The sequence below is a fragment of the Thermomonas sp. LB-4 genome, from assembly GCF_036409385.1.
In the GTDB taxonomy this organism is placed as follows: Bacteria; Pseudomonadota; Gammaproteobacteria; order Xanthomonadales; family Xanthomonadaceae; genus Thermomonas.
Window position 1 is genome coordinate 1 of record NZ_JAXOFT010000031.1, and the last position, 21,056, is coordinate 21,056.

General features: G+C 70.0%; 14 protein-coding genes. 5 read left to right on the forward strand and 9 right to left on the reverse strand.

All coding sequences use genetic code 11. The features are described from left to right. Nucleotides 1-150 precede the first annotated feature (150 nt). Nucleotides 151-2,268, reverse strand: a complete 2,118-nt coding sequence (locus SPK54_RS12605) for a M13 family metallopeptidase (RefSeq protein ID WP_330948240.1) — start codon at nt 2,266-2,268, stop codon at nt 151-153. A 154-nt stretch (nt 2,269-2,422) separates the two neighbouring features. Here SPK54_RS12605 and SPK54_RS12610 point away from each other — a divergent pair, with 154 nt between their 5' ends. Then, nucleotides 2,423-4,240: a putative nucleotidyltransferase substrate binding domain-containing protein gene (locus SPK54_RS12610; protein ID WP_330948241.1), complete on the forward strand. Its 1,818-nt coding sequence runs from the start codon at nt 2,423-2,425 to the stop codon at nt 4,238-4,240. Nucleotides 4,241-4,244: 4 nt separating this feature from the next. Beyond that, the gene (locus tag SPK54_RS12615) at nt 4,245-4,856 is read left to right on the forward strand and encodes an exonuclease domain-containing protein (RefSeq protein WP_330948242.1); all 612 of its coding nucleotides are present in this window, start codon (nt 4,245-4,247) and stop codon (nt 4,854-4,856) included. A 121-nt stretch (nt 4,857-4,977) separates the two neighbouring features. On the opposite strand, the gene SPK54_RS12620 is transcribed toward SPK54_RS12615, so the two are convergent. The 3 genes from SPK54_RS12620 to SPK54_RS12630 are packed head-to-tail and all read right to left on the reverse strand — an operon-like array spanning nt 4,978 to nt 8,415. Further along, nucleotides 4,978-6,696 (reverse strand): cation acetate symporter, encoded by a 1,719-nt coding sequence (locus SPK54_RS12620; protein WP_330948253.1) that lies wholly within the window; start codon nt 6,694-6,696, stop codon nt 4,978-4,980. 11 nt (nt 6,697-6,707) lie between these two features. Continuing rightward, on the reverse strand, nt 6,708-7,025 hold the full coding sequence (locus tag SPK54_RS12625) for a DUF485 domain-containing protein (protein WP_330948243.1): 318 nt from the start codon (nt 7,023-7,025) through the stop codon (nt 6,708-6,710). Between the two features lie 10 nt (nt 7,026-7,035). Further along, a complete protein-coding gene (locus tag SPK54_RS12630) occupies nt 7,036-8,415 on the reverse strand; it encodes a DcaP family trimeric outer membrane transporter (RefSeq protein WP_330948244.1) in 1,380 nt (459 codons plus the stop codon). A 187-nt stretch (nt 8,416-8,602) separates the two neighbouring features. Here SPK54_RS12630 and acs point away from each other — a divergent pair, with 187 nt between their 5' ends. Beyond that, on the forward strand, nt 8,603-10,546 hold the full coding sequence (gene acs, locus SPK54_RS12635; protein ID WP_330948245.1) for an acetate--CoA ligase: 1,944 nt from the start codon (nt 8,603-8,605) through the stop codon (nt 10,544-10,546). 10 nt (nt 10,547-10,556) lie between these two features. Continuing rightward, nucleotides 10,557-11,225 carry a response regulator transcription factor gene (locus tag SPK54_RS12640; RefSeq protein ID WP_330948246.1) on the forward strand — a complete coding sequence of 223 codons (669 nt, stop codon included), beginning with the start codon at nt 10,557-10,559 and terminating at the stop codon, nt 11,223-11,225. 21 nt (nt 11,226-11,246) lie between these two features. Here the strand turns inward: SPK54_RS12640 and SPK54_RS12645 are convergent, their stop codons facing one another. The 5 genes from SPK54_RS12645 to SPK54_RS12665 form a co-directional block, all read right to left on the reverse strand. Beyond that, nucleotides 11,247-11,882, reverse strand: a complete 636-nt coding sequence (locus SPK54_RS12645) for a TetR/AcrR family transcriptional regulator (RefSeq protein ID WP_330948247.1) — start codon at nt 11,880-11,882, stop codon at nt 11,247-11,249. Beyond that, entirely contained in the window at nt 11,875-15,030 is a 3,156-nt protein-coding gene (locus SPK54_RS12650) for an efflux RND transporter permease subunit (RefSeq protein WP_330948248.1), read from the reverse strand. Before SPK54_RS12650 ends, SPK54_RS12645 begins: the two co-directional genes overlap by 8 nt. A gap of 17 nt (nt 15,031-15,047) precedes the next feature. Then, complete coding sequence (locus tag SPK54_RS12655) at nt 15,048-16,238, reverse strand: efflux RND transporter periplasmic adaptor subunit (protein WP_330948249.1); 1,191 nt, start codon at nt 16,236-16,238, stop codon at nt 15,048-15,050. 173 nt (nt 16,239-16,411) lie between these two features. Beyond that, nucleotides 16,412-19,852, reverse strand: coding sequence for a PAS domain-containing hybrid sensor histidine kinase/response regulator (locus SPK54_RS12660; RefSeq protein WP_330948250.1), 3,441 nt, complete (start codon nt 19,850-19,852; stop codon nt 16,412-16,414). 6 nt (nt 19,853-19,858) lie between these two features. Further along, nucleotides 19,859-20,638 (reverse strand): SDR family oxidoreductase, encoded by a 780-nt coding sequence (locus tag SPK54_RS12665; RefSeq protein ID WP_330948251.1) that lies wholly within the window; start codon nt 20,636-20,638, stop codon nt 19,859-19,861. A gap of 60 nt (nt 20,639-20,698) precedes the next feature. On the opposite strand from SPK54_RS12665, the gene SPK54_RS12670 reads away from it, so the two are divergent. Beyond that, complete coding sequence (locus SPK54_RS12670; RefSeq protein WP_330948252.1) at nt 20,699-20,914, forward strand: hypothetical protein; 216 nt, start codon at nt 20,699-20,701, stop codon at nt 20,912-20,914. Nucleotides 20,915-21,056 lie beyond the last annotated feature (142 nt).

Here is a 21,056-nt window from a genome sequence, read left to right on the forward strand (position 1 = left end):
CTACTTCTTCCTCAAGATCCGCGCCGCATTCCCCGGAGTTGGGAGATGAACCTTTTTTATGCGCGTGAGCTCGCGGGTGATCCGAAAAGAACGCCGGCATTGCCGGCGTTCCTGTTTTGTGGCGTCCTGAGGCCGCGGCCGTTCCCGCGCTTACCAGATCTTCACCCGCTCGTCGGGCTTCAGATACAGCTTCTGGCCCTGGGCCACCTTGAAGGTGTCGTACCAGGCGTCGATGTTGCGCACCGTCAGCGCCCGCCACGGGCCCGGGGTGTGCTCGTTGCCCACCACCTGCGAGCGCAGCGCGGCGTCGCGCATCTTGCTGCGCCAGGCCTGGGCGAAGGCGAGGAAGAAGCGCTGATCGCCGGTGAGGCCGTCGATCACCGGCGCCGGCTTGCCGTCCAGCGACTTGTGGTATGCCACGTATGCGGCCTGCAGGCCGGCCACGTCGGCGATGTTCTCGCCCAGCGTCTGCCGGCCGTTGATGTGCAGGCCCGGCAGCGCCTCGTAGGCGTCGTACTGCTTGACCAGCCGTTCGGCCGCGGCCTTGAAGTGGGCGGCGTCCTCCGGCGTCCACCAGTTGTGCAGGCGGCCCTGCGCGTCGAACTCGGCGCCCAGGTTGTCGAAGCCGTGGCTGACCTCGTGGCCGATCACCGCGCCGATGGCGCCGTAGTTGGCGGCGTCGTCCGCGGCCGGGTCGAAGAACGGCGCTTCCAGGATCGCGGCCGGGAAGTTCATCGCGTTCTGCAGCGGCAGGTTCACCGCGTTCACGGTCTGCGGGGTCATCCACCACTCGCCGCGGTCCGGGGTCTTGCCCAGCTTGGCCCGCTGGTGCGCGTACTCGGCCTGCGCCGCGCGCAGCGCGTTGCCCAGCGGATCGTCGGCCTTGACCTCCAGCGCGGAATAGTCGCGCCAAGTGTCGGGGTAGCCCACGCCCACCTTCATCGTCCCGGCCTTCTGCTTGGCCAGCGTCTTGGTCTGCGGCGACATCCACGCCAGTTGGTCCACGCCGTCGCGGAATGCGGCCAGGATGTTGGAGACCATCGCCTCCACCCGCGCCTTGGAGCTGGCCGGGAAGTACTGCTTCACGTACAGCTGGCCGATGGCGTCGCCCAGCGCGCCGTCGGTGGCGGCCAGCGCGCGCTTCCAGCGGTCGCGCTGCTGGGTGGTGCCGGACAGCTGGGTGCCGTAGAAGCCGAAGCGCAGGTCGGCGTAGGCCTTGGGCAGCAGCGAAGCGCTGCGGTTGATGGCGTGGAAGCGCAGGTAGTCCTTCCAGGTCTGCAGCGGCTGGCTGGCGACCAGCGCCGACAGCTTCTTGATCGCATCGGGTTGCCACGCCACCAGCATCGGCTGGTCGGCCAGCTGCGCGGCCTCGAAGAACGCCGGCCAGTCGATGCCGGGCGCGCGCTTGCCGAACTCCGCGGTCGGCCACGGGTTGTTGGCCTTGTGGATGTCCTGGGTGTCGACCACGCTGGCCTGCGCCTGCGCGATCTTCATCTCCAGGTCGAAGATCGACTGCGCCTTCTTCTCCGCGTCCGCATCGCCGGCCTGCTGCAGCAGCGCGGCGATGTAGGCCTTGTAGGCCTGGCGGTTCTTCGCCATGTCCTTGTCGGCGGAGAGGTAGTACTCGCGGTCGGGCATGCCCAGGCCGCCCTGCAGCAGGTAGCCCACGTTCTTTTCCGGCGTATCCAGGCCGGCGGCCACGAACAGGCCCAGCAGGTGTTCGGTGTAGTAATTGGTGGCGTTGATCGGGTCCACGTCGGCGCGCAGGCCGGCGCCCAGATAGGCGGAGAGCGCCTTGCCGTCGGCGATCGCCTCCACCTTGTCCAGCGTGGGCTGCAGCGGCGCCAGGCCGCGCGCCTCGATGCCGGCCTCGTCCATCCAGGCGGCGTAGTAGTCGGCGATGCGGCGCGCGTCGGTGCCGGCGGCGGGGTTCTGCTTGCGCAGCGACTGCACCAGGTCGGCCAGGCGCTTCTCGGCCTTCTCGAACACCGTGTAGAACACGCCGGTGCTGGCGCGGTCGGCGGGGATCTCGGTGGTCTTCTGCCAGTTGCCGTTGGCGTAGGCGTAGAAGTCGTCGCCCGGCGCCACCGACTTGTCGATGCCGGCCAGGTCGATGCCCACGCCGGTGGCGGCGGGCGCGGCGGCGGGGGCGGCCGCGGCCTTCGGGGCGCCGTCGGCGGCCGGCTTGCAGGCGGAAAGGGTGGCGCCGGTGAGGGCGCACAGCAGGGCCAGCGCCAGCGGCGCGCGACGGAAGGAGCGGGTGTGCATGGGCGGATCTCGGTGGAAATGCCCGCCTATCCTGCGCCGATCGGCGGTGCGGGCATGTGCAGGAAGTCAGCCGGTCTGCGCCGAAGGTCGCGTTGTGGCCCCTGCGCGGCGCTGCCATGATCCGGATGATGCCGCCGTGCGAGGAGGCGCAAACATGGAGAGCCTGCCTGGACTGGACCTGGGCCAGCCGCCGTTCGACCTGCTGGACGAGGCAGGCCGGAAGCGCCTGGCCGCCTGCGTGGACATGGGCTTCCATCCGCGCGGCGAGACCATCATCGCCGCCGGCGCGCCGTCCGAGCGGGTGGTGGTGATCCTCAAGGGGCGGGTGCAGGCCTTCGACGTGGACGCCGCCGGCCACGAGCAGCGCTTCGCCGGTTACGGCAGCGGCGATCTGTTCGGCGCCTGGGCGGTGATGGCCGGGCGCGCGCGCCACGGCTACCGTGCCGACACCGACGTGGTCAGCTACCTGATACCGGCGCCGGTGTTCCGCCAGCTGCTGGGCGACTATCCCCCGTTTGCCGCGTGGTTCCAGGAGGGACTGGCGGTGAAGGGCCAGCTGGCGCGGCGCGGCCGCGACTCCGAACTGGCCGAACTGATGGTCACCCCCGTAGGCGCGGCGGAACTGGCCCCGGCGGTGCGGGTGTCGGCCACGACGACGATCGCGGATGCCAGCGCGCGGCTGCGCGAGGCGCGGGTGGACTGCCTGCTGGTGGACGACCCCGCGCATCCCGAGCCCGGCGTGGTCACCCGCACCGACCTGCTGGACGCGCTGACTCGCGCGCGCGCGCCGCTGGACGCGCCGGTGGGCCCGCTGGCCAGCCGGCCGCTGGTGGCGCAGCAGACCACCGACGTGCTGTTCCAGGCGCTGACGACGATGGCCGAGGGCCGCATCGAGCGCGTCGCCGTGCGCGACGGCGGGGCCATCGTCGGTACCCTCGGCATGGCCGAAGTGCTGGCCCACTACGCCAGCCATTCCCACCTCATCACCCTGCGGCTGGCGCGCGCGCGCAGCGTGGCGGAAGTGGCGGACGCCGCGCGCGGCATCCACCGGCTGGTGCGCACCCTGCATGCGCAGGGCGTGCGCATGCCGGCGCTGATGGAGCTGGTCAGCGCGCTCAACAGCCGGATCATGGCGCGGCTGTACGAACTGCTGCTGCCGCCGGAGCTGCAGGGCCAGGCCTGCCTGCTGGTGCTGGGCAGCGAGGGCCGCCGCGAGCAGCTGCTGCGCACCGACCAGGACAACGCGCTGGTGGTGGCCGACGGCTGCGACGCCGCGGCGCTGGAAGTGCCGATGGCCGCGTTCAGCCGCGCGCTGGGCGAGATCGGCTACCCCCCGTGCCCCGGCGGGGTGATGGTGTCCAACCCGCACTGGCGGATGCGCGCGGCGCAGTGGCGCGCGCGCCTGCAGGGCTGGCGCTCCCACTACGACGCGCAGGCGGCGATGGCGCTCTCCATCACCCTGGACGCACGCCCGGTGGCCGGCGATGCCGCGCTGTTCGCGCCGCTGGACGCGCAGCTGCAGGCACTGGGCGGCGACGAACGCCTGCTGCACGCGATGGCGCGCGCGGCGCTGCAGTTCGACAACCCGCTGTCGTTCTTCGGCCAGCTGCGGCAGGACGAGCGCGGGCTGGACATCAAGCGCGGCGGCATCTTCCCGATCGTGCACGGGCTGCGCTGCCTGGCGCTGCGGCAGGGCATCGGCCAGCGCAACAGCTTCGCCCGCTGCGAGGCGCTGGTGCAGGCGGGCGCACTGGACGCGGCGCTGGGCCGCGACCTCGCCCAGACCCTGTCGGTGTTGCAGCGGATGCGGCTGGACGCGCAGCTGGCCGCGCTGGATGCCGGCGAAACGCCGGGCAACCACCTGCACCCCGAGGCCCTGCGCCGGCTGGACCGCGACCTGCTGCGCGATGCCCTGCGCGTGGTCAAGGCGTTCCAGCAGCACCTGCGCCTCGCCTTCCACCTGGGCGACTGAAGTGGTGCCGCTGCCACGCTGGTGGTTGCGCAGGCGCCACGGCAGCGGCGAATGGGCCGCGCTGTGGCAGCCGCCGCCCGCCGGCGAATGGGTCAGCCTGGATCTGGAAACCACTGGCCTGGACCCCGCGCGCGACCACATCCTCAGCCTGGCCGCCGTGCCCGTGCGCGACGGCCGCGTGCGGCTGTCGGAGCGCTTCGAGCGCCGCGTGCACACCGCGCGCGCGTTCGGCATCGACTCCATCCGCCACCACCGCATCACCCCCGACGAAGCCAGCGCAGGCGAACAGGTGACGGACGTGGTGCGCGAGTTCCTGCACTGGCTGGGCGGCCGCCGGCTGCTGGGCTACTACCTGGCCTTCGACCTAGACATGCTGCGCCCGCACGTGCGCGCGCTGACCGGCTTCGACCTGCCGAACCCGGTGGTGGACCTGGGCGATGAAGTGGCCAGGCGGCAGCGCCGCCAGCGCCCCAATGCGCCGGTCAACCTGGACTTTGCCCATATCGCCAACACCCTGGGCGTGCCGATGGTGGAGCGCCACAGCGCGCTGGGAGACGCGACGACGGTGGGGCTGTGCTGGGTGGCGTTGAGGGTGAGGGGGTGGCCGTCGGAATAACGGGCAGTCGCAGTGACTGCTTGTGACCGAGACCGAAATCGGCCGTAGTTGATATTCGAGAAGCAAAAAAACGCCGGCCTTGCGGCCGGCGTTCTGCGTACACGACGTGGGGGGAGGCGCGTCAGTGGCCGGAGGACCTGGAAGCGCCCAGCCCGGTTTCCGCCCGCACCTGCTGGGCCTTGAAGGCGCCGCGTTCCTTGGCGGCCTGCGCGCTGCGGTCGGTGATGGAGAAGAACCAGATGCCGGCGAAGGCAATGGCCATCGAGAACAGCGCCGGCGAGGTGTAGGGGAACCAGGCCGAGCCGGCGGGGTTGCCCAGCGTGGCCTCCCACACCGAGGGCGAGACCACCGTCAGCGCCACCGAGGACACCAGGCCGAGGAAGCCGCCGATCACCGCGCCGCGGGTGGTGCAGTCCTTCCACAGCAGCGACAGGATCAGCACCGGGAAGTTGGCCGAGGCGGCGATGGCGAAGGCCAGCGACACCATGAAGGCCACGTTCTGCTTCTCGAAGGCGATGCCCAGCAGCACCGCGATCACGCCCAGCGCCAGCGTGGTGATGCGCGAGACCTTCAGTTCCGCAGCGCTGTCGGCCTGGCCCTTCTTCAGCACGGTGGCGTAGAGGTCGTGCGAAACCGCCGACGCGCCGGACAGGGTCAGCCCGGCCACCACCGCCAGGATGGTGGCGAAGGCCACCGCCGAGATGAAGCCGAAGAACACGTTGCCGCCCACCATCTTCGCCACCAGCACCGCCGCCATGTTGGCCGCGCCGGCGCCGCCCTTGATGTTGCCGGCATCGGCCATCTCGGGGTTGGTCAGCACCATGGTGATGGCGCCGAAGCCGATGATGAAGATCAGGATGTAGAAGTAGCCGATCCAGGTGGTGGCCCAGAACACCGACTTGCGGGCTTCCTTGGCATTGGGCACGGTGAAGAAGCGCATCAGGATGTGCGGCAGGCCGGCGGTGCCGAACATCAACGCCATGCCGAAGCTGATCGCGCTGATCGGATCCTTGATGAAACCGCCCGGGCCCATGATCGACAGCCCCTTGGCCGCAGCGCCTGCGCTTTCCTCCGGCGTGGTTGCCGCCGCGGCCGCCAGTTGGGTCTTCACCTCCACGCCCTTGGCGAACAGCGCCTCCGGGCTGAAGCCGTAGTTGGACAGCACCATGAAGGCCATGAAGGTGACGCCGGACAGCAGCAGCACCGCCTTGATGATCTGCACCCAGGTGGTGGCGGTCATGCCGCCGAACAGCACGTAGACCATCATCAGCACGCCGACGATGACCACCGCGATCCAGTACTCCAGTCCGAACAGCAGCTTGATCAGCGCGCCCGCGCCCACCATCTGCGCGATCAGGTAGAACGCCACCACCACCAGCGTGCCGGACGCGGCGAACGCGCGGATGGGGGTCTGGTTGAAGCGGTAGCCGGCCACGTCGGCGAAGGTGAACTTGCCGAGGTTGCGCAGGCGTTCGGCCATCAGGAAGGTGATGATCGGCCAGCCGACCAGGAAGCCCACCGAGTAGATGATGCCGTCGAAGCCGCTGCTCATCACCATCGCGGAGATGCCCAGGAACGAGGCCGCGCTCATGTAGTCGCCGGCGATCGCCAGCCCGTTCTGGAAGCCGGTGATGCCGCCGCCTGCGGTGTAGAAGTCAGCCGCCGAGCGCGTGCGCGCCGCCGCCCACTTGGTGATCCACAGGGTGGCGACGACGAACACGGCGAACATGCTGATCGCCACCCAGTTGGTGGGCTGCTTGTCCACCTGGCCGAGGTCGCCGCCGGCGGCCAGCGCCAGGTTGCTTGCGGTCATCGCGGCAAGCGCCAGCGATGCCTTCATCTTCGATGCGTTCATCGGGTGGCGTCCTCCAGGATCTGGGCGGTCAGGCGGTCGTACTCGCTGTTGGCGCGGCGCACGTAGAGCCCGGTGATGGCGATGGTGAACACGATCACGCCGAACGCGATCGGGATACCGAGGGTGGTGACGCCGCTGCCGATCGGCTGGGCCAGGAATTCCTTGTCGAAGGCGATCAGGCCGATGAAGCCGTAGTAGACGACCAGCATCAGGAGGGTGAGCGTCCAGCCGAAGCCGTTGCGCTTGCGCTTGAGCGCCTGGTAGGCGGGGTTGGCCTCGATGCGGGCCACCATCGGATCTTGCATGTCGGACATGGCGTGCTCCTCAGAAGCTGTACTTGACGGTGGCGTGGACGCGGCGCAGGTCGCCGTCGGCGCCGCTTTCCAGTTCGCGGTTGCCCCAGATCAGCTCGGCACCGACGTCGAGCTTCGGGAATGGCGAATAGATCAGGTTGGCATGGATGGACTGGGCGGCCCTGGTGACCGCTAGCCCCGTCCAGGCTGGATCGTTGTCGAGCTGCGCGCGCGAGAACATCAGGTTGCCGCGCAACTGCGGATTGAACACATGCCGCCACGCTACGAAGCCGGCCAGTACGCCGGTGGGTTCGATGTCGCCGCCGGCGGCGTCAAGCGTGCCGTCGGGGCCCAGCGCGAAGCCGACGTAGCGGCCGATGCCGTTGCCGCCGATCAGCATGTAGCGCAGGTCATCCTGCTTGCCGAGGTTGACCTTGCCGGACAGGCTCGCGCCGTAACCGTTGCCGCTGGCATGGGTGGTGGCGGTGTCGTGGCGCAGCTGGCGCGCGATGCCGGCCACGCTGACGTGGCCGTAGTCGCCCTTGCCGGTCCAGCGCACGGTGATGTCGGGCAGGTTGCCGTCGTCGCTGGTGGTGCGGGTGGTGCTGCGATAACCGGCGACCACCGTCTGCGGGTTCTCAAGCGACACCGACCACGCCCCGCTGGTGTAGCGCAGCTGGGCCTGGCGCACGAACACCGTGCCTTCGGTGGGGCCGACGAAGTCCACCGCGTCGGGCAGCGCCGCCACGTCCTGGAAGTTGGACCAGGTCTGGCCGGCCAGCCACTTGTCCCAGCTCACGTAGGCCTGGCGCAGGGTCACGCCGTGGGTATTGGTGGAAGCCTGGTTGCCGAGGTTGGCCATGCCGCCGCCGAACAGGTCGAACTCCAGGTAGGCGCGCGCCTTGTGGCCCTGCACTTCGCCGTCGCTGGCGAACCAGAAGCGCGAGAACTGCGCGTGCGTGTCCAGGTCGGTGCGGGATTCGTCCGCACCCCCCACCGGGATCGCGCTGGGCAGGTAGAACATGCGGCCGGCGCTGCCGTCGGCGATCTCGCCGGCGTTGGTATTGGTCGCCATCGCGTCGAGCTTGATGAAACCGCCGAAACTGAAGCGCGTGTCCGGATTGCCGCTGGCCAGGATCGGCGCCGTCTGGATCCTCGGCTTGCCGTCCGCCTGCGCCACCTGCACGGCGTCGAGCTTGGCCTGCGCCTGTGCCAGCGTGCCCTGCTGCTGGGTGATCGCCGCCTGCTGTTGCTGCTGCGCGCCCAGCAGCGCCTGCACCTGCGCTTCCAGCTGGGCGATGCGGGCTTCCAGCTCTTTCTCTTTCGCCGTCTGCGCGAACGCCATGCCCGGCAGCAGCAGCGCGGTCGCGATGGCAAGCGCCAGCGGCTTGCGGATGGAGCGTGCGTTCATCGTTCCCCTCCCGGAATCAGTGCACGCGGTCGAGGGTGCGTGCGGGCGGGGCGGCCGCCTATTCGCCATTGGTCGTAGACGGGGCCGATTTCGACCAAGGTCTAATTCACGTGCTGCGACGCAGCAGCATCGATGCGGCACACTTGCGGAAAGCGGCAACGCCCGCGTGGCGAATGGGAGAAGCACGATGAGCGACATCTATCCGGTGGAACCGGCTTTCGCGGCACAGGCCAACATGGACCGCGCCGCCTACGAAGGCGCGTACGCGCAGGCGCTGAAGGATCCGGATGCGTTCTGGGCGGGTCTTGCGCAGCGCCTGGACTGGTACCGGGCGCCCACCGTCTTCAAGGACGTCAGCTACGACCTGCGCGACTTCCGCATCCGCTGGTTCGCCGACGGCGAGCTCAACGCCAGCGTGAATTGCCTGGACCGCCATCTGGAGAAGGACGGCGACAAGGTCGCGCTGATCTTCGAGCCGGACAGCCCGGACGCGCCGGTGCAGAAGCTCACCTACCGCGAGCTGCACGCGCGCGTGTGCAAGCTGGCCAACGCGCTGCGCAACCTTGGCGTGGGCAAGGGCGACCGCGTCACCATCTACCTGCCGATGATTCCGGAAGCAGCCGTCGCCATGCTGGCCTGCGCGCGCATCGGCGCGATCCACATGGTGGTGTTCGGCGGCTTCGCGCCCAATTCCATCGCCGACCGCGTGGCCGACTGCACCAGCAAGCTCATCATCACCGCCGACGAAGGCCTGCGCGGCGGCAAGAAGGTGCCACTGAAGGCCAACGTGGACGCGGCGCTGAAGCTGCCCGGCACCAATTCGGTGGAAACCGTGCTGGTGGTGCGCCACACCGGCGGCGCGGTGGACATGCAGATGCCGCGCGACCGCTGGTATGACGCGGTGGTGGACGACCAGCCGGCCACCTGCGAACCCGAGCGCATGAACGCGGAAGACCCGCTGTTCATCCTCTACACCTCCGGCAGCACCGGCAAGCCCAAGGGCGTGCTGCACACCACCGGCGGCTACCTGCTGTGGGCCGCCTACACCCACGACATCACCTTCGACCTCAAGCCCGACGACGTGTTCTGGTGCACCGCCGACGTCGGCTGGGTGACCGGCCACAGCTACATCGTCTATGGTCCGCTGGCCAACGGCTGCACCGAGGTGATGTTCGAGGGCGTGCCCAGCTACCCGGATTTCTCGCGCTTCTGGCAGGTCATCGACAAGCACCAGGTGACGATCTTCTACACCGCGCCCACCGCCATCCGCGCGCTGATGCGCGAGGGGCTGGAGCCGGTGAAGAAGACCTCGCGCAAGTCGCTGCGCGTGCTCGGCAGCGTGGGCGAACCGATCAACCCGGAAGCCTGGCGCTGGTACTACGAGAACATCGGTGACAGTCGCTGCCCGGTGGTGGACACCTGGTGGCAGACCGAGACCGGCGGCATGCTGATCACCCCGATCCCCGGCGCCACCGACCTCAAGCCGGGGTCGGCCAGCAAACCGCTGCCCGGCGTGCAGCCGGCGCTGGTGGATGCCGAGGGCAACCTGCTGGTGGGTGCCGCCGAAGGCAACCTGGTGCTGCTGGATTCGTGGCCGGGCCAGATGCGCTCGGTGTACGGCGACCACCAGCGCTTCATCGACACCTATTTCAAGACCTACCCGGGCATGTACTTCACCGGCGACGGCTGCCGCCGCGACGAGGACGGCTACTACTGGATCACCGGCCGAGTGGACGACGTCATCAATGTGTCCGGCCACCGCATCGGCACCGCCGAGGTGGAAAGCGCGCTGGTGCTGCACCCGAAGGTCGCGGAGGCAGCGGTGGTCGGCTTCCCGCACGACCTCAAGGGCCAGGGCATCTACGCCTACGTGACGCTGGTGGCCGGCGAGCAGGAAACCGAGGATCTGCGCAAGGAGTTGGTGGCCTGGGTGCGCAAGGAGATCGGCCCGATCGCCACGCCCGACTTCCTGCAGTGGGCGCCGGGCCTGCCGAAGACCCGCAGCGGCAAGATCATGCGCCGTATCCTGCGCAAGATCGCCGAGAACGCGCCCGACCAGCTGGGCGACACCACCACGCTGGCCGATCCGTCGGTGGTCGAGTCGCTGGTGCAGAACCGGCGCCAGGGGTGATTCCGGCTCCATGACCACGCTCCTCATCGCCGACGACCACCCGCTGTTCCGCGAGGCGCTGCGGGGGGTCGCGCTGCGGCTGCTGCCGGAGGCCGACATCCGCGAGGCCGACAACGCCGCCGCGCTGTACGCGCTGGTGGAAGCCGAGCCGGACGCCGACCTGCTGCTGCTCGACCTCAACATGCCCGGCGTGCACGGCTTCTCCGCGCTGGTGCACCTGCGCGCCGCGCATCCGCAGCTGCCGGTGGCGATCGTCTCCGCGCGCGAGGAGCCGGAAGTGATGCGCCGCGCGCTGGACCACGGGGCAATGGGCTTCATCCCGAAATCCTCCGATGCCGCCACCCTGGCGACCGCGCTGCGGCAGGTGCTGGACGGCGAGCGCTGGATCCCGCCGGCGGCGCTGGCGGCCAAGCCCATGGCGGAGGATGAGCGCGCGATCGCCGCGCGCATCCGCGAGCTCACCCCGCAGCAGTTCCGGGTCCTGCAGATGCTCGGCTCGGGCCTGCTCAACAAGCAGATCGGCTACGAGCTGGGCGTGTCGGAAGCCACCATCAAGGCGCATATGAGCGCCATCCTGCGCAAGCTCGGTGCCACCAACCGCACCCAGGCGATCCTGCTGGCGGGGCGGCTGCTGGTCGATCCGGACAGCGTGGTGGTGCCGGCCGAGGATGCCGAATAGCGCAGGCGCTGCGCATGCGCCTCAGGCGTTGGCGCGCGGCCCTTGCAGCACGAGATCCAGCGCTTCCCGCAGCAGCGTCGAGTCGATCTGCGGCTGGTGCGCCTGGCGCATCTTCAGGCCGTCCAGCAGGCTGCGCAGGGCCAGCACGCGGGCCGGCAGCTGGTCGGCCGGAACGCCCTGGCCCCCCTGCTCGCGCGGGCGCGCCAGCCAGGTGGCGAGCGCGTCGTCGATATGGCGGTCGAAGGCCTTGAAGGCGCTGGCGATCACCGGGTCGCGCCCGGATTCGGCCACGATCTCCAGGATCAACGCAGGCTCCAGCATGCGGGCGCGCCCGGTGTCGCGGCCGCTGCCATCGGCATCCTCGCGGAAGCGTTCGGCGATCAGGGCGGCGGCATCCTGCGCGCCGGACTGGAAGGTTTCCAGGTCCTCTGCCATCAGCTCGATCTGCCGCGAAACGATCCCATGGATCAACTCCGACTTGCCGGCGAAATAGCAGTAGATCAGCCCCGGGCTCATCTGCGCGGTGTCCGCGATCAACGCCATGCCGGCGCCGTGGAAGCCGCGCTCGGCGAAGCATTTCTGCGCGGCGTCGAGGATGCGGTTGCGCTGCGCCTGCGCGCGCGCATCGCGCGGCGACAGCGCATCCGGCTTAGCCATGGCCGGCGTCCCCATCGGTCGCCTGCTGGTGGTGCTTGCGGTCGAACAGGCGCACCACCACCAGGTAGAACAGCGGGATGAAGAAGATGCCGAGCGCGGTGCCGACGATCATCCCGCCCAGCACGCCGGTGCCGATCGCGATCTGCGCGCCGGAGCCCGCGCCGGTGGCCATCGCCATCGGCAATACGCCGAAGCCGAACGCCAGCGAGGTCATGATGATCGGGCGCAGGCGGTCGCGGACCGCGTGCATGATCGCTTCGACCAGCGCGGTGCCCTGGTCGTAGTACTGCTTGGCGAACTCGATGATCAGCACCGCGTTCTTGCTGGTCAGGCCCACCGTGGTCAGCATCGCCACCTGGAAGTAGACGTCGCGTTCCAGGCCACGGAACAGGGTGGCCATCACCGCGCCCAGGATGCCCAGCGGCGCCATCATCAGCACTGCGGTGGGGACGTTCCAGCTTTCGTACAGCGCGGCCAGCGCCAGGAACACGATCAGCAGCGACAGGCCGTACAGCAGCACCAACTGGTTGCCTGCGGCACGCTCCTGGTACGACTGGCCGGTCCATTCCAGGCCCACGCCGTCCGGCAGTTCGCCGACCAGGCGCTCGACTTCCGCCATCGCCTCGCCGGAGCTGACGCCGGCGGCGGCCTGGCCGGTGATTTCCAGCGCGCCGCTGCCGTTGTAGCGTTCCAGGCGCGGCGAGCCGTATTCCCAGCGCGAGGTGCCGAACGCGGAGAACGGCACCATCTCGCCACTGGCGTTGCGCACCGACCAGCGGTCCATGTCGCCGGGCAGCATGCGGAACGGCGCGTCGGCCTGCACGTACACGCGCTTGACCCGGCCACGGTCGATGAAGTCATCGACGTAGCTGCCGCCCCAGGCGGTGCTCAGGGTGTTGTTGATCTCGGCGATCGACAGGCCCAGCGCCTGCGCCTTGGCCGCGTCGATGTCCAGGCGCAGCTGCGGTTGGTCTTCCTGGCCGTTCGGGCGCACGCCGGTGATCAGCGTGCTCTTGCCGGCCAGGCCCATGAACTGGTTGCGCGCGGCCATCAGCGCCTCGTGGCCCAGGCTGCCGTTGTCCATCAGGTTGAACGAGAAGCCGGCGGTCGAACCCAGGCCCTGGATCGCCGGCGGCGACATCGCGAACGCCAGCGCGTCCTTCAGCTGCGAGAGCGCGCCCATCGCGCGGCCGGCGATCGAGGCTGCGGACTGCTCCCCATCCGGGCGTTCCTTCCAATCCTTGAGCTTGACGAAGCCCATGCCGGTGTTCTGGCCGCTGCCGCTGAAGCTGAAGCCCTGCACGGTGAACACCGATTCGATGTTGCCGGCCTCCTTGTCCATGAAGTGCTTGCCCACATGCTCCATCGATGCCTGGGTGCGCTCCGAGGTGGCGCCTACCGGGGCCTGCACGATGGTCATCAGCACGCCCTGGTCTTCTTCCGGCAGGAAGCCGCTGGGGGTGCGCAGGAACATCAGCCCGGCCACCACGGCCAGCGCCAGGTAGATCAGCATGAAGCGCCCGGGGCGATGCAGGATGCCGCGCACGCCGCGCTGGTACTTCTTGCTGCCGGCGTCGAACTTGTCGTTGAACCAGTCGAGGAAGCGACCGACCGGGCCGCTGCCGTGCTCCATGTGGCCGCCCTTCTTGATCGGCTTGAGCATGGTGGCGCACAGCGCGGGCGTCAGCACGATCGCGACGATCACCGACAGCGCCATCGCCGTCACGATCGTGGCGGTGAACTGCAGGTAGATCACGCCGGTCGAGCCGGCCATCAGGCCCATCGGCACGAACACCGCGGCCAGCACCACGCCGATGCCGATCAGCGCGCCGGTGATCTGGTCCATCGACTTCCTCGCCGCTTCCTTCGGCGACAGGCCTTCCTCGCTCATCAGGCGCTCGACGTTCTCCACCACCACGATGGCGTCGTCCACCAGCAGGCCGATCGCCAGCACGCTGGCGAACATCGTCAGCATGTTGATCGAGAAGCCCAGCACGTACAGCACGCCGAACGTGCCCAGCAGCACCACCGGCACCGCGATGGTGGGGATCAGGGTGGCGCGGAAGTTGCCCAGGAACAGGAACATCACCAGGAACACCAGCACCACCGCTTCGATCAGGGTCTGGATCACGCCCTTGATCGACACCTGGACGAACGGCGTGGTATCGAACGGGTACTTCACTTCCAGCCCGGCGGGGAAGTACGGCCGGATCTCCTCGATCTCCGCACGCACCGCGGCGGCGGTATCCAGCGCGTTGGCGCCGGTGGCCAGCATGATCCCCATGCCGCTGGCGGGCTTGCCGTTGTAGCGCGCGGTGGTGCCGTAGCTTTCCGCGCCCATCTCGACGCGGGCCACGTCACCCAGGCGCAGCGCCGAGCCATCTGCCTGCGTGCGCAGCAGGATGTCGCGGAACTGTTCCGGGGTCTGCAGGCGGTCCTGCGCATTGATGGTGGCGTTGAGCTGCTGGCCTTCGACCGCGGGCGCGCCGCCCAGCTGGCCGACCGCGATCTGCGCGTTCTGCGCCTTCAGCGCGGCGGTGATTTCCGCCACGCTCAGGTCATAGGTTTCCAGCTTGCCGGGATCCAGCCAGATCCGCATCGCGTACTTGGTGCCGAACACCTGGGTGCTGCCCACGCCGGGCACGCGCGCGATACGGTCGCTGACCGAGCTGGAGATGTAATCGCCGATGTCCTGCTCGTTCATGCTGCCGTCTTTGGAGACGAACGCCGCGACCATCAGGAAGCCGCTCTGCGCCTTGTTCACCCGCACGCCCTGCTGCTGCACGACCTGCGGCAGCAGCGGGGTGGCGGTCTGCAGCTTGTTCTGCACCTGCACCTGCGCGGTGTCGGCATCGGTGCCGCTCTCGAAGCTGATGCTGACGCTGGCCTGGCCGTTGGACTGGCTGCTGGAGGACATGTACATCATGCCGTCCAGGCCCTGCATCGCCTGCTCGATGATCTGGGTCACCGAGTTCTCGACCACCTGCGCGGACGCGCCGGGGTAGCTGGCGCTGATGCTGACCTGCGGCGGCGCGATGTCGGGGTAGCGTTCCACCGGCAAGCCGCGGAGCGCCAGGATGCCGGCGAGCATCAGGATGATGGCGATCACCCACGCGAAGATCGGGCGATCAATGAAGAAACGTGCCATGGGGGGAAGACTCCTGGTTACTGCGCGGCGGCGGGCTTGGCCGGTGCCGCGGCAGTTGCCGGCTTGGCGGCCTGGCTGCCGGCTTCGGTGGCGTTCACCGGTACACCCGGGGCGATTTTCTGCAGGCCCTCGATGATCAGCTTGTCGCCGGCCTTGAGCCCGGATTCGACCAGCCACTTGTTGCCGATCGCGCGGCTGACCACCACCTCGCGTTGCGCCACCTTGCCGTCGGCACCGACCACCATCGCGGTGGCGTCGCCCTTGGCGTTGCGGGTGATGCCTTGCTGCGGGGCCAGGATCGCGTCCTGGCGCCGCGCGTTGGCGATGGTGGCGCGCACGAACATGCCCGGCAGCAGCAGCTGGTCCGGGTTCGGCACCACCACCCGCAGTGCCACCGCGCCGGTGGCGGGATCGACCATCGCCTCGGCGAAGCTCAGCTTGCCCTGCTGCGGATAGGCGCTGCCGTCCTCCAGGGTGATGTTTACCGGCACTTCGTCGGTACCCTGCAGGCTGCCGGCGGCGATCTCGCGGCGCAGCTGCAGCAGCTCGGCGCTGGACTGGCTGACCTCGACGTACATCGGGTCGAGGGTCTGGATCACCGCCAGCGGCGTGGCCTGGCTGGCGGTGACCAGCGCGCCGCGCGTCACGCTGGAGCGGCCGATGCGGCCGCTGATCGGCGCGCTGACGCGGGTGAAGCCCAGCGGCACGTTGGCGCCCTGCAGCCCGGCCTGGGCCGCGCGCAGCTCGGCCTGCGCCTGCCGCAGCGCGGCCTGCGCGTTGTCGTTGTCCTGGCGGCTGACCATCTGGGTCCTGGCCAGCTCGGCGGTGCGCTCGGCCTTCTGCCGCGCGTTGGTCAGCGCGGTCTGCGCCCGCGCCACCGCCGCCTGCGCGCTGCCGGCATCGGCGCGGTAGGCGGTCTGATCCAGCTGGTACAGCGGCTGGCCGGCGCGCACGCTGCCGCCTTCGGTGAACAGCAGGCGCTCCACGATGCCGCCAACCTGCGGCCGCACCTCGGCCTGCTGCGAGGCCTCGGCGCGCCCCGCCAGTTCGCGGGTCAGGGTGACCGGCTCGGATTTCAGGGTGACCACGGTGACCGGCGTGGGCGCGGCTTGGGCGGGCGCCGCGTCCTTGCTGCTGCATGCGGCAAGCGCAAGCGTGGAAGCGATCAGGGCGGCCGGCAGGGCGGCGCGCGAACGGAGGCTGGACATGCGGAAAGACTCGAGGAGATGACGGAAAAGGCGAGATGACAAGCGTCTCTGGGCCTGGATTGGCGCGTAGAGTGAACGATCATTCTCTTTTAGTCAACAGCCGGGAATGCATCTGCAGGGGCGTGGGCAGGCCCTGCGTTCAGGGTGCGTCGCGACGAGGCCGATACCTGCGCCTACAGTTCGCCGGTGCCGCCGCGCTCCCGCACCGCCGCCAGGAACGCCCGCAGCGAGGCCGGCTTCACCGGCTTGGTCAGCACCCGGTAGCCGCGTTCGCGCGCGGCCTGTTTCAGCGCGGCGCTGCCGTCGGCGGTGAGCAGGGCGCCGGGCACGTTGCCGCAGGCGGCACGCAGGGCGTCCAGGGTGTCCAGGCCGTCGAGGCGGTCGTGCAGGTGGTAGTCCACCAGCAGCACTTCGGGCTGCCGGGTCGCCAGCGCCAGCGCGGCATCCACCGTGTCCGCGCACAGGACATGCACGTTCCAGCGCTCCAGCAGGGCGCGCATGCCGGCGAGAATGTCGGGATCGTTGTCCACGCACAGCACGCGCAGGCCGTCCAGCACCGGGTCTGGCGCTTGGGTGGAAGTGGCCGGTGCCGGCAGCGCGGCGGTTTCGCCGCGCGGCACGGTGATCGAGAACATCGAGCCGCGGCCGGGCGTGGAATGCGCATCCAGCGCATGCCCGAGCAGGCGCGCGATGCGCTGGCAGATCGACAGGCCCAGGCCCATGCCGCGGCCGTCCCAGTCGAACGGCTGCTCGTAGCGGTGGAACTCGTCGTAGATCTGGCGCATGTGGTGCGCGGGGATGCCGGGGCCGGTGTCCCATACCTGCAGCACCGCCTGCGTCCCGCGTCGGCGCGCGGCCAGCACGATGCGTCCGCGCGGGGTGTAGCGCAGCGCATTGGCGAGGAAGTTCTGCAGCACCCGGCGCAGCAGGCGCGGGTCGCTGCGCACCGCCAGCGGCGGCGCGTGCACGCGGATCCCGATGCCGCGCGCCGCTGCCATCGGCGCGGCCTGCGCCGCCAGCTCGCGCAGCAGCTGGCCGGCGTCCAGGTCGCGGATGGCGGGCGTCAGCGCCCCGGCATCCAGTCGCGACACGTCCAGCAGGCCGTCCAGCAGCTCCTCGGCGGCGCGCAGCGAGGCGTCAACACGCTCGGCCAGGTGGCGCTGCTGGGGCGCGTCGTCGGTCTCGCGCAGCGCCGAGGCGAACAGCCGCGCGGCGTTGAGCGGCTGCAGCACGTCGTGGCTGATCGCCGCGAGGAAGCGCGCGCGCGATTCCTGCGCCGCCTCGGCCTCGCGGGTGCGTTCGGCCACGCGCTGTTCCAGGGTTTCGTTGATGTCGCGCAGCTCGCGCTGCGCGTGCACATGCTCGGTGACATCGGAATAGCTGGTGGCGTAGCCGCCGCCCGGCAGCGCCTGTCCGCGCAGCTCCACCACGGTGCCGTCGGGGCGCAGGCGCACGGTCACGTGCGGCGAGCCGGCGCGCATGTAGCCCAGGCGCTTGTCCACCTGCGCCTGCACGTCGCCGTCGTCGAGCACGCCCAGTTCGCCGCGCTCGATGTTGTAGCGGATCATGTCGGCGATCGGCCGGCCCACGTAGAGCATCCCGTCGGGATAGTCGAACAGCCGCTGGTAGCTGCGGTTCCACGCCACCAGCCGCATCTCGCGGTCGACCACGCTGACGCCCTGGTCGATGTTCTCCAGCGTGGTGGACAGGATTTCGCGGTTGAAGCGCAGCGCCTGCCCGGCTTCGTCCAGCACCGCCACTACTTCCGCCACCTCCATGCCGGAGCCGCGCAGCGCGCTGGTCAGCACCCGCCGCGCCGAGGCCGCGCCCAGCGCCGCAGCCAGCAGGCGTTCGGTGAACTGGATCCACTGGCGGTCGGCCTGCGCCGCCGGCGCCAGCTCCCGGCCCACCGTCTTCGCCTGCTCGGCGAACGCGCGCTGGGCGGTGCGCTCGCCGACGATGCGCTCGGCAAGCGAGCGCAGCTCGCCGACCCGCACACTGCCGCGCCAGTCGTCGCCGGCCAGGCTGCGCTGCTCGGCATAAGGGTCGAGGAAGGGCGCCGCGCGCAGGCGTTCGTCCAGGCTCGGCCGCCAGCGCATCGAGACCAGCAGCAGCGCGGCCACGTTGGCCAGCAGCGAGCAGACCGTGCCGTGGGTGAGGGGATCCCAGCCGGACAGTCCGAACAGCTGCTGCGGCCGCAGCCAGCCGATGCCGAACGGGCCGGCCTCGACCCAGCCGGCATCCAGCCAGCCCGAGCGCGCCAGCGTGGGCAGCAGCAGGGTGTAGGCCCAGACCACGAAGCCCGCCAGCAGCGCGGTTTCGGCACCGCGCCGGCTGGCACCGCGCCAGTACAGCCCGCCGATCAGCGGCGGCGCGAACTGCGCCATCGCCGCGAACGCCATCAGCCCGTAGGTGGCAAGGTCGGTATCGCTGGCGCTGGCGCGGTAATAGCCCCAGGCCAGCACCGCCAGCAGCACGATGGCGGCGCGGCGGATCCACAGCACGGTGGAGGCCACGTTGTCGCCAACCAGGCCGAAGCGCAGCAGCAGCGGCATCGCCAGGTCGTTGCTGACCATCGTCGCCAGCGCCACGCTCGCCACGATCACCATGCCGGTGGCGGCGGAAAAGCCGCCGACGTAGGCCAGCAGCGCCAGCGCACTGTTGCCGTCGGCCTGCGGCAGCGCCAGCACGAAGCTGTCCGCCGGCACCGCGCCGTCGCTGCCGAAGCGGGCCACGCCGGCCACCGCGATCGGCAGCACCATCAGGCTGATCACGATGAGATAGGCACCGAACAGCCAGCGCGCACGGCGGATGTCGGTCACGTCGGCGCATTCCACCACCGCCACGTGGAACTGGCGCGGCAGGCAGACGATGGCGGCGAACGCCAGCAACGTCTGCGCGACGAAGCCGACCGGCGGCGCGCTGGCCACCAGCGCGCGGGTGGCGTCGGCCAGCGGGATCGCGCGCGCGTCCAGCCAGAACATGGCGAACACGCCGATCGCCACCAGCGCCACCAGCTTGACCAGCGACTCCAGCGCCACCGCCAGCATCAGGCCGGGGCGATGCTCGGTGGCGTCCACCTGCCGCGTGCCGAAAAGGATCGCGAACAGCGCCATCAGCGCCGCCACGTACAGCGCCGGGTCGCCCCAGACCGAGGCGCTCGCGCTGCGCCCGCCCAGCACGTCCAGGCTGATCGCCACCGCCTTGAACTGCAACGCCAGGTACGGCACCGCCGCGATCAGTGCGATCAACGCCACCAGCGCCGCCACCTGCTGCGAGCGGCCGTAGCGGGCGCCGAGGAAGTCGGCGATCGACACCGTGCTCTGCGATTGCGCGATCAGCGCCATCCGCTCCAGGATGCGCCAGCCGAACAGCAGGAACAGCAGCGGGCCGAGATAGATCGGCAGGTAGCCCAGGCCCTGCCGCGCCGCCGTGCCGACCGCGCCGTAGAACGTCCACGACGAGCAGTACACCGCCAGCGCCAGGCTGTACACCAGCGGCCGCAGCCAGTTGTTGCGGGGATACAGCGGGTGGCGGTCGCCCAGCCAGGCCACGCCGAACAGCAGCGCGGCATAGCCCACGGAGACCAGCAGCAGCGCCCAGCCCGGCAGCACCTTTGCCTAGAAACCGTAGCGCAAAAAACCGCCGTCCACGGCGATGCACTCGCCGGTGACGTAGCTCGAGGCGGGCAGGCACAGGAAGGCCACCGCGGCGGCCACTTCCTCCGGCTCGCCCACGCGGCCCATCGGCGTGCGCAGCAGCACTTCGTCCAGGTAGTCCGGATCGGCCAGCTTGCCGCTGGTGCGGCGGGTGCGGATGTACCACGGCGCCACCGCGTTCACGCGGATGCCGTCCTCGGCCCACTCGACCGCGAGGTTCTTGGTCATCTGGTGCAGCGCCGCCTTGCTCATCCCGTAGGGCGCGCCGCTGCGCACGTGGGTGAGCCCGGACACGCTGCCGATGTTGACGATGCTCGATGCCGCATGCTTCGACAGCAGCGGATGCGCCAGCCGGCACAGCTCGAAGGCGGAGAACAGGTTGGTCTCGAAGATCCCGCGCCACTGGTCCTCGCCGTAGTCCAGCGCCGGCCGGGTGAGGTTGCCGCCGGCGTTGTTGACCAGCAGGTGCAGGCCGCCCTGGTCGCTGGCCCAGTCGAGGATTTCGGCGCGCTGTTCGTCGTCGGTGACGTCGGCCGGTAGCGCCAGCACCGCGTCCTCGGGACCGGGGAATTCTTCCTCCAGTTCCGCGCGCGCCTGTTCCAGCAGGTCGGGGTCGCGCGCCACCATCAGCACCTGCGCGCCGAAGCCCAGCAGTTCCCGGCAGATCGCCAGCCCGATCCCGGCGCTGGCGCCGGTCACCAGCGCGCGTTGTCCGTGCAGGCTCCAGCGGGGCGAATGCATGCGCGTCTCCGGAAAGATGTCGGGGGTAGGATAAGCGCAAGCCCGCCGCCGGAAACCGTCATGCGCCGCATCCCGTGGTTGTCCCTGCCCGTCGCCTGCCTGCTGGCGGCCTGCACGCCTTCGCCGCCGGATCCCGAGCGGCCGCCGGAGCCGAAGGCCGCGGCTTCGAACGTCGCCACGGCGGACGCGTACAAGGACGCGGCGCGCGCCGCCGCCGCGAGCACGCAGGCGCAGGCCGCGGACGCCGCCCGCGCGGCCGACGCCGCGACGCAGTAGCCGAGCAGACGCATTCCGCGGCGATGCCCAGGAGCCCGTCACGTTATGCGGTGCGCACTCTCGCCGCGCCTTCCGCCGGATGCCTCGTGTAGGAGCAACTGTCTTTCCTCAAGCCGGTAGGGTTCTCCATTCCGAACCGTCG

Excerpts from the sequence above, each read along its gene's own strand:
- SPK54_RS12605 (WP_330948240.1), bottom strand. The coding sequence starts at position 2,268 with ATGCACACCCGCTCCTTCCGTCGCGCGCCGCTGGCGCTGGCCCTGCTG.
- SPK54_RS12610 (WP_330948241.1), top strand. The coding sequence starts at position 2,423 with ATGGAGAGCCTGCCTGGACTGGACCTGGGCCAGCCGCCGTTCGACCTG.
- SPK54_RS12620 (WP_330948253.1), bottom strand. The coding sequence starts at position 6,696 with ATGAAGGCATCGCTGGCGCTTGCCGCGATGACCGCAAGCAACCTGGCG.
- SPK54_RS12625 (WP_330948243.1), bottom strand. The coding sequence starts at position 7,025 with ATGTCCGACATGCAAGATCCGATGGTGGCCCGCATCGAGGCCAACCCC.
- SPK54_RS12630 (WP_330948244.1), bottom strand. The coding sequence starts at position 8,415 with ATGAACGCACGCTCCATCCGCAAGCCGCTGGCGCTTGCCATCGCGACC.
- acs (WP_330948245.1), top strand. The coding sequence starts at position 8,603 with ATGAGCGACATCTATCCGGTGGAACCGGCTTTCGCGGCACAGGCCAAC.
- SPK54_RS12640 (WP_330948246.1), top strand. The coding sequence starts at position 10,557 with ATGACCACGCTCCTCATCGCCGACGACCACCCGCTGTTCCGCGAGGCG.
- SPK54_RS12645 (WP_330948247.1), bottom strand. The coding sequence starts at position 11,882 with ATGGCTAAGCCGGATGCGCTGTCGCCGCGCGATGCGCGCGCGCAGGCG.
- SPK54_RS12650 (WP_330948248.1), bottom strand. The coding sequence starts at position 15,030 with ATGGCACGTTTCTTCATTGATCGCCCGATCTTCGCGTGGGTGATCGCC.
- SPK54_RS12655 (WP_330948249.1), bottom strand. The coding sequence starts at position 16,238 with ATGTCCAGCCTCCGTTCGCGCGCCGCCCTGCCGGCCGCCCTGATCGCT.
- SPK54_RS12665 (WP_330948251.1), bottom strand. The coding sequence starts at position 20,638 with ATGCATTCGCCCCGCTGGAGCCTGCACGGACAACGCGCGCTGGTGACC.
- SPK54_RS12670 (WP_330948252.1), top strand. The coding sequence starts at position 20,699 with ATGCGCCGCATCCCGTGGTTGTCCCTGCCCGTCGCCTGCCTGCTGGCG.